This is a genomic window from Thalassospira sp. Z349TD_5, from assembly GCF_056173045.1.
In genome coordinates this window covers 550,162-562,854 of record NZ_CM149654.1, presented here as the reverse complement: position 1 = coordinate 562,854, position 12,693 = coordinate 550,162, and the positions used below count along the sequence as shown (strand labels likewise).

Below are 12,693 nucleotides of genomic sequence, written 5' to 3'. Positions count from 1 at the left end.
TCACTGCATGTAGGTGTAAGGCGTTTTTGCTGCTTTTGACACGCTATCTGGCTCATTGTAGAATTGCTGCCAGTCGCAGGCATGCAGATCAGTTTCCCAATAGCATGCCGCCCCTTTATGGAACGGCAGGAAATTGCCCTTCTCATACATGTCATCGGCCATAACACTGCGAAAGGTCGGAAACTCGGTTTTCAGCTGTTCGATATTCTCGTGTATTATGCGGGTCACCCAGTACACCACATACGGATCGGCCACTTCATAGGCCATCAGTGACGCCTTGAAACCATATGAGTTAATTGCCTGTTCCTGCCGGTCATACGTCCTCGCCGGAAGGACCTGATCAAAGAAATAATGGTTTGCCGAAACCAGTTTCTGGGTCAATGGTCCGCCCATGCCAATCACTTTGGCATCACAGGAAAGGCTGTCTTCAATGATGGATGCCGGATGCCCGATCCAAAGACCAAACGCATCAATATAATCTTCGCAAATACCAAGCCGGTTGTAGTCCTGCGCAACGCTGTAGACCGTTTCCATATCGTCAAGCGTGATGCCATATTGACCCAGCAGTTCCAGCCACAACTCGCGTGATGCCGACCCTTCCGGACCAATATTAATCCGCTTGCCGCGTAAATCCGCAATGCTTTCAATTCCGGAATCCTGACGCACAATCAAAAGCCCCATCTCGTCATGCAATGACATGACAGACCGCGCGCCCGGGATAGGATTGACCCCAGCCTGAGCTTCCCAGTTGTTGTTTGATTGCACAATCGCCAGCTGGACCCGGCCTTCTTTCATCAATTGAATATTGCTGCCAACCCCCTGGGATCGAAGCGGGACGCAATGAACACGATGACGTTTGTAGCTGCGACGAATCATGTCGCAGATTTTCGCTGCCACCTGAAAATACACGCCATTCGTACTGCCGCTATAGATCGCGGCGTAATAGGACCGTTCGCTTTTGCCATCGCCCATAATTTCTGTGGCGTTCGACAATGCAATCAGACTGTCAGGATCGCGCGCCTTGCGCCGATATTGCGACAGGGGAATGGCATCGGGTTTATAAAGCCACCCATCAACCATATCGGGGTTACTGTCGCTGATCTTGATATCATCCGCATCATACTGATCGACATCAAAAGCCTCGGTTTGGGGCGCACTGGCCTGCGCAGAGTCCGCCGTTGTCGCGTCTTGCGCGAAACCAGCAACCGACATCCCGCAAACGAGATACAGCGATACAATCGTCCATCTTATTGGTTTAGTCAGGCCGTCCGATGAAAACCACAAGGTCAATTCTACCACAACCAGTTTGCGCAACAGGCTTTACTGTACTGGATTTTATCGCGCACCGTCGAGATTCAATCTTGCGCATTGCAAAGTTTCTCAGACATTTAACCTGTATTCTTAAGCAAATTGTATTTGACGATCCAAAGAGCCCTTATCATAACCATTAGTATGTATATTCAGACGCCACCCTTGCCACTCAGGATCATGCAGTGACCGGTTTAAACGCCTTCACCCCCGGACGCGACGAGGTTTATCAGGCCTTTGATCTGATCTCGTCCTGGCCGGACTACAGCCCAAGCCCCTTGCTGTCATGTCCGGGCTTGGCCAATGAGCTTGGCATTGGCAAGGTCTGGATCAAGGATGAAAGCAAGCGGTTTGGCCTTGGCGGGGTTAAGGCCCTTGGCGCGCCCTATGGGCTGAAACGTCAACTCCTTAAACGCGGCATCGAACCCGGAAGTCCTCAATGCCGCGACTATACCGCCATCGCCGCCACCGATGGCAACCACGGCCTTGCAACTGCGTGGGCGGCGACGAAATTCAATTGCCCGGCAAAAATCTATGTCGGAAGCGACGTTGACCCGGCACGCATGCGGCGTATCCGCGATAATGGCGCGAAACTGGTTTATGTCGATGGCACCTATGATGATGCAGTCCTTGCCGCCAGCGACGCGGCAACCGCATCGAATGTCCTACTGATCACCGACACCGATTACAGTGGCGATCTGGATGTGACGCGCGACATCATGGCGGGCTACGCCGTGCTGGGTGTCGAATGCGCCCGTCAACTTCGTGCCCGAAATGAAACCCTCGACAGCATCTTTCTGCAATGTGGGGTCGGCGGCATGGCGGCGGGCTGTGCGATTGGCATGTGGCATGAAACCGGGCAAAAGCCAGTGGTCTGTTCTGTCGAACCTGAAACCGCTGCCTGCGTTAAAACCAGCATCGAACGCGGTGCATTGACGCGTGTGCCGGGAAAACTTCTGACCCGAATGGTCGGGCTGTCGTGTGGTTGTCCCAGTCTGTCGGCATTTGAAATTCTTCAAGACGTCTGCATTGGCAATATCGTGATTAACGATGCCATTGCCAAACGCGTACAGGACCAGATGACACTTGGTGTCCGCAACGATCCACCGCTTGATACATGGGACACCGGGATATCGGGTATTGCCGGGTTGTGGCATGTAGCGCAAAACCCCGAACTACGGGACCGCTTTGCGCTCACAAGCCAAAGTCGCGTGCTTGTGATCAACAGCGAAGGTGCTATTCCCGACCAGTATCTTCAGCCAAATGTTTGATGCGTATTTGATGGATATTTCACGAAACATATTTGGGCCGCTGGACAGTTCATCAGGCCATGCTACAGTTGATCCATCAACGCCGGGTTTGTTTTGGAGGCCGTTAACTAAATGAAGTTGCTGGAATTGTTATCTTGGGGCGATAACAACCTTGTCATCCGGCTTGGCGTTGCGGGTGCACTTTCGGGTGTCGGCAGCGCAGCACTTCTTGGTATCGTCAACACGGCCGCCGAAGAAATCTCCGATAACGGCATTGACGAGGTGAACTGGGCGCTTGCCGCGACCTTTATCGTGCTGGCCGTTGTTTACTTCCTTGCCGAAGTATTTTTGATCAGCACAATTGCCCGGCAAATCGAAAACGGCATTGACCGGGTCCGCAAAAAGCTGTTGTCGCAAATCGCCGTTGCCGACTTTGCCCAGATTGAGATTTTCGGCCAGTCCCGCCTTTTTGACAGCATCACCCAAAGCACACAGAACATCTCGCAAAACTCCCATATGATCGGCATGGCTTTTAGAAGCCTGCTGCTGCTGGTTGCTGTCATGGCCTATGTGTTCTGGCTGTCGATGCTGGCGTTTTTCATCATTGTCGTCGTGGTCGGGGTCGGCATTCTGATCTATCTGCGGATGGGCAAAACGCTTTCGATGTGGTTTGGCAAACTTCATCAGGTTGAAACCATCCTGTTTGACCGGGTGTCCGATTTGTTTGCGGGCATCAAGGAAGTCCGGATGTGGTCCAAACGCAGCGACGCCTTCAAGGTCGCCTTTGACAATGCGTCTGACAACAAGGCCGAGATCGGCAAAAAAGCCCAAACCATGATTTCGCGTCAGATGATCATGGGCATTTCGGCCTTCTATATCCTGCTGGCCATCATCGTCTTTATTGTTCCGGTATATTCCGACAGTTTTGATGCCGACGTTGCCAAAATCAGTACTGCCGTCCTGTTCATGATCGGCCCGATCAGCATCATTGTGCAGTCAATGTCGGTTCTTGGCATGGCCGAACGATCGGCCGTTCGCATGATGCAACTGTCAAAGGACCTCGAAGACATTCGCGAACCGATTGCCGAAGACGGCATGCCGCTCAGCGATCCTTTTGATCACGTCAGTTTTGAAAATGTTGTCTTCACCTATCCCAACCGTGATCCGCGCCACGGGTTTGAATTGGGCCCGATTGACTTATCCGTCAAACGCGGTGAGCTTTTGTTTATCACGGGCGGCAACGGGGCCGGCAAATCGACCTTGATCAAGCTTCTGACCGGTCTGTATCGTCCTGTTTCTGGCAAGGTCAGCATCAACAATACCCAGCTTGGCCCGCAAAGCATGTCGGCCTACCGCAATCTGATCGCGACCGTTTTTTCAGACTCTCATCTGTTTGAGGAACTGTTTGGCACAACCGATATTACCACCGAGGATGCGCAATACTGGATCGAACGGTTTGAGCTTGCCCACGTGACCGGCATTCGCGATGGACGGTTTATCACCATCGCCCTGTCGGCTGGACAACGCAAACGCTTGGCCCTGATCACGGCCATTCTTGAAGATCGACCGATCATTGTGCTTGATGAATGGGCCGCCGATCAGGACCCGTATTTCCGCAAAAAGTTCTACCGCGAAATTCTGCCTGAACTTAAACAACGCGGCACGACCATCATCGCCGTCACCCATGACGATCATTATTTTGATGTTGCCGACCGTCGATTGCACCTTGATACCGGCAAGCTGAGCGAGCTTGATCTCACTGACCCGCGCGGGAGGATCTGACATGATGCTGTTCAATGTCCTGCGCACGCGCGCGAACATCAATATGCGCACTGTTGTCGCCCTCCTCGTCATGGCGGCGGTCTCAACCACCATGGTTCTGGTCATCGTCAACATGGCCTCGTCTCAGGCCGAAGAGGGCACCATCAGCGCGCGCCTTCTGGCCTTGATGGCGCTGTCATTGATCGGCTTCATCTGGTCGCAGCACACCGCAGACACGCTTGTCTCAGGCGAGGTCGAACGCATTCTGCATCAATTCCGCTTGTCCCTGTTTGACGAAGTCCGCACATCCTCCCCCGAAACGCTTGAAACCGTTGGTCAGGGCCCGATACAGGCCGCCATGACCCAGGAAATGCAGACCATATCAAACACCCTGCCGATGCTGATGAACGGCATACAGCAACTGGTTCTGATCGTGTTTGTCAGCCTGTATCTTGCGTGGTTGTCGCTGTTTGCCTTTGCCATGATCGCCGTGCTTGCTGCATTGGCTGTCAGCATTCACCTGTATCGCATCAAACGCATTAATGCCGCTGTCCGCGAAGCCGCCGAGGACGAAGGCAAATTGTTTGGCGGGCTGACCGATCTGCTTGATGGTTTTAAGGAAGTGAAGATGAACAGTCTTCGCCGTGAAACCCTGCTGTCGCGGCTCAAAACCCGGTCGGAACGCACCCGCGACACCAAGGCCACCATCAAACAACAATGGACCCGTGAAACCGCCGCCGTGCAACTTGCATTTTATATTATGATGGCGGCCATGGTTTTCATCGTGCCGATGTTCACATCCGACTATCATGACGTCGCGGTGCAAACCACCACCGCCACCCTGTTTTTGTTTGGCCCCATCGGCTCGACCATCATGACGTTGCCGGCCTTTAACGACAGCGAAGCCGCCCTTGCCAAAATCACCAGCCTGCAAGAAGAACTCGGTGATGCGCTCAGCAAACAGCACCAGCGCGAAGCCAATGCCACCGACAGCAAAGACGCCCGCGCACCGCTTACCGACATCACGGAAATTGCGCTGAACGATGTGCGCTTTACCTACCCCGGCCCAACTGGCGGGTTTTCCGTCGGCCCGCTGAACGCCAGCTTCAAACGGGGTGAAATTACCTTTATCACCGGGGGCAACGGGGCGGGAAAATCAACCATGATTGCGCTTCTGACCGGTCTTCGCGCCTTTGACAGCGGGGAAATTACGGTCAATGGCACGCCTCTGGGTATTGATCAGCTCCAGAACTACCGCGATCAGTTTGCCTCGGTCCTGGCGGGCTACCATCTTTTTGACGCCCTTTATGGCATTGACCCGATTGACGAGGATAAGGTCAACGCCCTGCTCAATCAGATGGAAATCGCCAATAAGGTAACGCTTGAAAACAACGCCTTTTCAACAACATCGCTGTCGCAGGGCCAACGCAAACGCTTGGCCCTGATCACCGCCCTTCTCGAAGAAAAACCCGTCCTCGTGCTTGATGAATGGGCCGCCGATCAGGACCCTCATTTCCGTTCGGTCTTCTATGAAAAAATTCTGCCCGACCTGCGCACACAGGGAAAAATCCTGATTTGCGTCACCCATGATGACAGATGGTTCCACCTTGCGGATCGCATCTATCATGTCCGCGATGGGCAGTTTGACGAGACCAGTAGCACCTAGGCCCGAACGTCGATCAATCGCCAAACGCCTCCGCAACCACCGCTGCCACCGCATCCTGATGTTCGGTGATAAAGAAATGCCCGCCAGCATAAACATGCTTGGTAAACCCGCCCGTGGTTGCCTTCTGCCAACCCTCAAGGTCGCCTGGCACCGGGCTTGTATCCGCATCCCCACCAAACACGGTAATCGGGCAGGATAGTTTGGCAAGGTCTCCGGAGTATGCGGTTTCCGAAAGCTTGAAATCGGCGCGAAGCAGCGCTTCAAACAGGTCCCGATATTCCTGATTTTCAAGAATTTCGCTTGGCGTACCGCCATATTTGGCGATCTCTTGCCAGAATTGGTCGGACGACAACCCATGCAAGGGTGCTCGTTTCATCGCAATATCGGGGCTACGCCGTGCCGCCAAAAACAAATGCTCTGGCCCACAATCCCCTTCTATACCCTCAACAACCATCTTACACGCCAGATGGTGCGAAATGATCGCCCCCATTGAATAACCAAAAAACGCATAGGGCTTGTCGGTCAACGGCCCGATGGCCGTATGGATGGCCGCAACCATGCCATCGATTGTATCAATCAATGGTTCGCCAAACCGCTGCTCGCGGCCCGGAAGGCACACCAGCACAAGCTCAATATCGGCGGGCAAACGGCTACGCCACGACCGGTAAAAGGATGCCCCACCGCCGGCAAACGGAAAGCAAAACAGCCGCCGCCGTGCGGGCACCTGCCCCGGTAAAGTCACGAACCATTTGCTGCTGTCCATCAAGACCCCATGCGCGAACCAGAAAACGACAAACCCCTTGTTATCATCGTTTTAGCCGTAACTCCAACGCGCACGATTTTCACGCCTGACATCACCCAAAACAAAGCGCCCCCGACAGTTATCGAGGGCGCTTTTAAGCATATCTCTTTGCAACCTGATCAGAAAACCACACTCGGCAACCAGACTGCCAGTGACGGCCACAACCAGATCACGAAAATGCCAAACACCTGAAGGGCGATGAACGGCACCACCCCTTTGTAAATCTGGCCGGTGGTGATTTCCGGCGGGGCCGCACTGCGCAGGTAAAATAACGAGAACCCGAACGGCGGGGTTAAGAACGATGTCTGAAGATTGATCGCAATCAGGATCGCCAGCCACACCGGATCATGCCCCATCATGATCAAGCCGGGCGCAATAAGCGGCAGCAAGATCACCGTGATTTCAACGAAATCAAGGAAGAAGCCCAGAACGAAAATCACCGCCATGCAGAAGAACAGCGCACCCGTCGGGCCGCCCGGCATGGATTCAAGGATTTCCGCAACATGGTCTTCACCGCCCAACCCGATAAACACCAGCGAGAACATGCTGGCCGTCAGGATGGTGGCAAAAATCATCGACGACACGGTCATGGTTGATGTCAGTGCGGATTTCAAAACATCCGCCTTCCACGCCTGTTTCAAACAGGCGGCAATCGCCACAATCCCGGCAATCGACAGCACGACATACCCCGCCCCCAGCACATAATCAAACCCGGTCAGGTCACTGCGCTGCAATCGCACCGGTGCGACACCGGCCATAATCGCCAAAATCAAAAGGGCGGCTGTGCCCAGCAACACCAGATTGCGATTGGCCCCCTGACGCACACCGGCCATCAGGATCGCCCCAATCGCGCCGACCGATGCGGCCTCGGTCGGGGTGGCGATCCCGCCAAGGATCGCACCAAGTACGGCGATAATCAGCAACACCGGCGGCAACACTGCGCCGAACACCTCCCCCATACTGGGTCGGCCATCGTCACTTTGAACCGGCGGCATGTCCTGCGGGCAAAAATACCCGCGCAGCAAAATATAGATGATGTAAATCGCCACCAGTGTCAGGCCCGGGATCAAGGCGCCTGCAAAAATCTGCCCGACGGAAATGGTTTCAATCGTGAATTTGCCCTGCTCATACTGCGCCTGCTGATAGGCCGATGACATCACATCTGACAGGATAATCAACAATGTCGATGGCGGGATAATCTGCCCCAATGTCCCGGCCGTGCAGACAAGCCCGGATGCCAGTTTCGGGTTATATCCCGTGCGCAACATGGTTGGAAGTGCGATCATGCCCATGGCAATCACCGTCGCCCCAACAATCCCGGTCGATGCCGCCAAAAGCGCACCGACCAACACCACCGAAATGCCAAGCCCGCCGCGCAACTGGCCAAACAACCGCCCCATGGTATGAAGCAAATCCTCGGCGATGCGCGATCGTTCAAGAACAACCCCCATCAGGACAAACAACGGAATGGCGATCAAAACATCATTGGTCAGCGTGCCAAAGACCCGCTGTCCGAACGCGCCCATCAGACCGATGTTCATTGTATCGGTAACCCAGCCGAGATAGCCAAACGCCACCGCAACACCGGCAATCGAAAATGACACCGGGAAACCCAGAAGGATGCAGCCCATCAAGGCAACAAACATCAATAAATCAAGATATTCCATTAGTCTTGCGCACCCCTGTCTTCAGCACCGCCGCGCAAAATAATGATTTGCCTGAGCAAACAGGCCACAGACTGAATAATCAAAAGAAGACAAAACGCCGGGATCAGTGATTTCAAAAGCCACACAGCCGGAATACCCCCAACCGAAATCGCCCCTTCCATCATGGATACAGAATTAACCACCGACGGCCATGTCCAATACAGTAAGGCCGCCATCGACGGAATTGCCAGAAACACATAGCCAAACGTATCTATGCGCGCCTTGGTGGTGTCCTTGGCGGCGGCATAGAAAATATCGACCCGCACATGTCGATCCACCAAAAGCGTGTAACCCGCACCAAGCATGAAAAGCCCGGAATGCAGGTACAAAACGCTTTCATTCAGCGCAATAAAGCTGAACCCGAAAACATAGCGCAGCAAAACCACGGAAAACTGCAAAAGAACCATCAACAGCGCAAACCAGCGCACCGTCATCCCGGTCCAGTGGTTCACAAGATCAAGCCGATCAGCAAGGCGTTGCATCAAATCCCCCAGAAAGCAAAAACCGGCGCAAGGGCAACCCCTTGCGCCGGTTAGCATCTTTATCAGAAGCCAAGCACCTTGGCGCGTGCATTCATCTGACCATTATCGGCATAGGTCATATACCCGCCAATCAGGTCACGATACGCAACAAAGCTTTCGGTTACTTTGCGCGTCAACGCATCGTCGCTTTCGCGCAATTCGCCAATCACTTCGGCCGCTGCTTCACCCATGGCGGTGATCACTTCTTCTGGCAACATACGGACTTTGACGTCCTGCTCGGCCACCAGTTTCTGCAATGCCATCGCGTGTTTGGTCTCATACTCGGTCCAGACTTCATTATAAAGACTGTCACAGGCAAATTTGACCACGGCTTTAAGATCATCGGGCAGATCGGCAAATGCCTTGGCATTAACCGCACATTCCTCGGCTGAGGACGGCTCACCAACACCCGGCCAGTAGTAGTTTTTGGCAACCTGATAGAAACCAAGCGCACTATCGGACCACGGACCAATGAACTCACCGGCATCAAGCGCACCTGACTGCAACGCCTGGAACATGTCGCGCCCACCCATAGCCTGAACCGCCATGCCAAGTTTTGAGCACATCTCGGACGCAAGGCCGGTCGTACGGAATTTAAGCCCCTTAAGGTCATCAACCGAATTGATTTCATTGCGGAACCAACCGGCCCACTGCGGGCCAGAGTTCCCGCACAGGAACGGTTTCAAACCAAACTGACCATACATTTCATCATACAGGTCCTGACCGCCACCATGGGCCAGCCAACCGGCCTGCTCGTCGGCACGCAGGCCAAATGGCTGCGATCCGAACAGAAGGATGCCTTTGGATTTTGACCCCCAATAGGCCGGAACTGCGTGATAAATTTCTGCTGTGCCTTCGGCAACCGCATCAAACACACCATTGCCCGGAACAAGTTCGCCCGCAGCATGCAGTTTGACTTCAATCCGCCCGCCCGAAAGGGTGGTGATACGATCGGCCAGTTTCTGCGCCGCAACGCCCGGCCCAGGAAGATTTTTCGGCCATGCGGTGACCATGTTCCACTGGCGTTTATCCTGTGCGATGGCAGGGGTGGCAAAAGTTGCGGCCGCGGCCGCTGCACCAACACCGGCAACACCGGCGGTCAGAAAATCACGTCTTTTCATTGTTAAGCCTCCTTGATTGAACCCTGATCAGGGGCGGGGAGCCCCCGCACCTGTCGTTTAACGTATCGAATTTATTTGCCGAGAATCCCGGGCAGATTAAGCCCGTGTTCACGTGCACAATCGAGTGCAATGTCATATCCTGCATCGGCATGACGCATCACACCGGTTGCCGGATCATTCCAAAGAACGCGTTCGACCCTACGTGCGGCATCTTCTGTGCCGTCACAACAAATCACCATGCCCGAATGCTGCGAAAAGCCCATTCCGACACCGCCGCCATGATGCAACGAAACCCATGTGGCCCCCGATGCGGTATTAAGCAGCGCATTAAGCAGCGGCCAGTCACTGACCGCGTCCGAACCATCTTGCATGGCTTCGGTTTCGCGGTTCGGGCTTGCGACCGAACCACTGTCAAGATGGTCACGTCCGATCACCACCGGGGCTTTCAACTCACCATTCTTGACCATTTCGTTAAACGCCAGCCCCAAACGATGGCGTTGCCCCAGCCCGACCCAGCAAATACGCGCCGGAAGCCCCTGGAACGATATCCGATCACGGGCCATATCCAGCCAGTTGTGCAAGTGCTCATCATCGGGGATCAATTCTTTGACCTTCTGATCGGTCTTGTAAATATCTTCCGGATCACCCGACAACGCTGCCCAGCGGAACGGACCAATCCCCTTGCAAAACAGCGGTCGGATATAGGCCGGAACAAAGCCGGGAAACGCAAAGGCGTTTTCCAAACCTTCTTCAAGCGCGACCTGACGGATGTTGTTGCCGTAATCGACCGTCGGGATACCGGCATCATGGAATGCCACCATCGCCTCGACCTGAACACGCATCGACGCGCGGGCTGCTTTTTCGACTGCTTTCGGATCTGATTCCTGCTTCTCGCGCCACTGCGCAACCGTCCAGTTTTGCGGCAAATAACCATGCACCGGATCATGGGCCGATGTCTGATCCGTCACAATATCCGGACGCACGTCGCGCTTGACCAATTCCGGGAACACATCGGCCGCATTGCCAATCAGGGCCACCGATTTGGCCTCTCCCGCCTTGGTCCAGCGATCAATCATCTCCAGCGCCTCATCCAGCGAATGGGTCTTGGCATCGACATAACGGGTCCGCAGGCGGAAATCAGCGCGGGTTTCGTCGCACTCAACCGCCAAACAGCACGCCCCGGCCATCACAGCCGCCAACGGCTGTGCGCCGCCCATGCCGCCCAGACCACCGGTCAGAATCCATTTGCCTTTAAGGCTACCGTCGTAATGCTGACGCCCGGCTTCGACAAAGGTTTCATAGGTGCCCTGCACAATGCCCTGCGACCCGATGTAAATCCACGAGCCCGCCGTCATCTGGCCATACATCGCCAGCCCTTTTTTATCGAGTTCGTTGAAATGGTCCCAATTGGCCCAATGGGGCACAAGGTTGGAATTGGCAATCAAAACACGCGGGGCGTCCTTGTGGGTTTGAAACACCCCAACCGGCTTGCCCGACTGCACCAAAAGGGTCTGGTCGTCTTCCAGTTCTTTGAGGCTGGCAACGATCTGATCGAAATCCTTCCACGTCCGGGCCGCACGGCCAATCCCGCCATAGACCACCAGTTCATGCGGATTTTCGGCAACATCAGGATGAAGGTTATTCATCAACATGCGCATTGGCGCTTCGGTCAGCCAGCTTTTCGCGGTGATGTCGGTCCCAGTTGCCGGGTAAATATCGCGCTGATTATGACGTGGATTGTTGCTTTGATTGGTCATGACTTACCTCGTAGCGCTGGGGCCAATGCGGCCAAAGTTTCAAGAATTTCAGAAAGATGCGTGCGCAGTTTTGCCGCCCGCGTCTCGTCATAGGTCCAAGGCGCTGCCTCGGCCGACAAATACGTCGATTGTGCCAATTCCATCTGGATGGCGTGCTGATTGGTCTCGGGGCGGCCATAATGGCGCGTGGTCCAACCGCCTTTGAAACGACCATTCAAAATGGATGAATATCCGTCGGCCTGCGCACAAATATCCTGGGTCAGCATCTCAATCGTGTGGTCACAGGTCGTGCCCAGATTGGTGCCAATGTTGAAATCAGGAAGCGTGCCCTCAAACAAAAACGGAATGTGTGACCGGATCGAATGGCAATCATACAGGATCGCAATCCCATGCTTGGCGCGCACCCGCTCCAATTCCGCCCAAAGGGCCGCATGATAAGGGGCGTGGAACTGTTTGGCGCGCTCTGCGATGTCGTCTTCGGTCGGGGCAACATCCCAGATGTTTTCACCATCAAAATCGGTCAGCGGCACCAAGGTTGTGGTATTCTGACCGGGATACAGGCTTTCCCCCGCCGGATCGCGGTTGGCATCAATGACGTATCGATGAAACGTCGCACGCACCGTGGTTGCACCGTCCAAAACACCATCATACAGGGTATGGATATGCCAATCGGTATCGGCCAGTTCGCGTCCACGATCATTGAGTTCGGTGGCAATCTCATCGGGCACATACGTCCCGGTATGGGGCAGCCCCAAAACAATCGGGCTATCGCCGCGCTTGATTTCAACCGGATCAATCATG

At 54.5% G+C, this 12,693-nt stretch carries 10 protein-coding genes; 3 read left to right on the top strand and 7 right to left on the bottom strand.

Annotated elements, in window-relative coordinates; genetic code table 11:
• A complete protein-coding gene (locus tag AC0VXT_RS02585) occupies positions 1–1,299 on the bottom strand; it encodes a TAXI family TRAP transporter solute-binding subunit (RefSeq protein ID WP_475547381.1) in 1,299 nt (432 codons plus the stop codon).
• A gap of 194 nt (positions 1,300–1,493) precedes the next feature.
• Here AC0VXT_RS02585 and AC0VXT_RS02580 point away from each other — a divergent pair, with 194 nt between their 5' ends.
• The 3 genes from AC0VXT_RS02580 (at position 1,494) to AC0VXT_RS02570 (ending at position 5,985) form a co-directional block, all read left to right on the top strand.
• Complete coding sequence (locus AC0VXT_RS02580; protein ID WP_475547380.1) at positions 1,494–2,579, top strand: pyridoxal-phosphate dependent enzyme; 1,086 nt, start codon at positions 1,494–1,496, stop codon at positions 2,577–2,579.
• 111 nt (positions 2,580–2,690) lie between these two features.
• Positions 2,691–4,340: a cyclic peptide export ABC transporter gene (locus AC0VXT_RS02575; protein ID WP_475547379.1), complete on the top strand. Its 1,650-nt coding sequence runs from the start codon at positions 2,691–2,693 to the stop codon at positions 4,338–4,340.
• A gap of 1 nt (position 4,341) precedes the next feature.
• Positions 4,342–5,985 carry a cyclic peptide export ABC transporter gene (locus AC0VXT_RS02570; protein ID WP_475547378.1) on the top strand — a complete coding sequence of 548 codons (1,644 nt, stop codon included), beginning with the start codon at positions 4,342–4,344 and terminating at the stop codon, positions 5,983–5,985.
• Positions 5,986–5,998: 13 nt separating this feature from the next.
• On the opposite strand, the gene AC0VXT_RS02565 is transcribed toward AC0VXT_RS02570, so the two are convergent.
• The 6 genes from AC0VXT_RS02565 to hutG form a co-directional block, all read right to left on the bottom strand.
• Entirely contained in the window at positions 5,999–6,748 is a 750-nt protein-coding gene (locus tag AC0VXT_RS02565; RefSeq protein ID WP_475547377.1) for a thioesterase II family protein, read from the bottom strand.
• Between the two features lie 158 nt (positions 6,749–6,906).
• Positions 6,907–8,454: a TRAP transporter large permease gene (locus AC0VXT_RS02560; protein ID WP_417823028.1), complete on the bottom strand. Its 1,548-nt coding sequence runs from the start codon at positions 8,452–8,454 to the stop codon at positions 6,907–6,909.
• Entirely contained in the window at positions 8,454–8,975 is a 522-nt protein-coding gene (locus AC0VXT_RS02555) for a TRAP transporter small permease subunit (protein ID WP_475547376.1), read from the bottom strand. Before AC0VXT_RS02555 ends, AC0VXT_RS02560 begins: the two co-directional genes overlap by 1 nt.
• 62 nt (positions 8,976–9,037) lie before the next feature.
• Positions 9,038–10,135, bottom strand: a complete 1,098-nt coding sequence (locus AC0VXT_RS02550; protein ID WP_475547375.1) for a TRAP transporter substrate-binding protein — start codon at positions 10,133–10,135, stop codon at positions 9,038–9,040.
• A 71-nt stretch (positions 10,136–10,206) separates the two neighbouring features.
• On the bottom strand, positions 10,207–11,892 hold the full coding sequence (gene hutU / locus AC0VXT_RS02545; RefSeq protein WP_475547374.1) for a urocanate hydratase: 1,686 nt from the start codon (positions 11,890–11,892) through the stop codon (positions 10,207–10,209).
• Entirely contained in the window at positions 11,889–12,692 is an 804-nt protein-coding gene (hutG, locus tag AC0VXT_RS02540; protein WP_475547373.1) for an N-formylglutamate deformylase, read from the bottom strand. Before hutG ends, hutU begins: the two co-directional genes overlap by 4 nt.
• Position 12,693: the final 1 nt, after the last annotated feature.